The sequence below is a fragment of the Micromonospora sp. LOL_014 genome, assembly GCF_048060245.1.
Classification (GTDB): Bacteria; Actinomycetota; Actinomycetes; order Mycobacteriales; family Micromonosporaceae; genus Micromonospora_E.
In genome coordinates, this window is the sequence record NZ_JBHMIP010000126.1 from 1 (window position 1) to 264 (window position 264).

The following is a 264-nucleotide window of genomic DNA, read 5'->3' on the forward strand; positions in this document are numbered from 1 at the left end:
CACCTTGAGCACCTTGGGCACCATCAGCACCCTGCGCACCCTGGAAACCCTGCGCACCCTGGAAACCCTGCGCACCCTGCACGCCCTGCACGCCCTGCGCACCTTGAGCACCCTGGGCACCATCGGCACCCTGCGCACCCTGGGCACCATCAGCACCCTGGAAACCCTGCGCACCCTGCACGCCCTGCACGCCCTGCGCACCTTGGGCACCATCAGCACCCTGCGCACCCTGCGCACCCTGGGCACCATCAGCACCCTGCGCAC

At 69.7% G+C, this 264-nt stretch carries 1 protein-coding gene; it reads left to right on the forward strand.

What is annotated here, in order from left to right; all coding sequences use genetic code 11:
* Positions 1–13: 13 nt before the first annotated feature.
* A partial coding sequence (locus tag ACFHW1_RS28925; RefSeq protein ID WP_416616759.1) for a hypothetical protein occupies positions 14–264 on the forward strand: 251 nt, incomplete at its 3' end.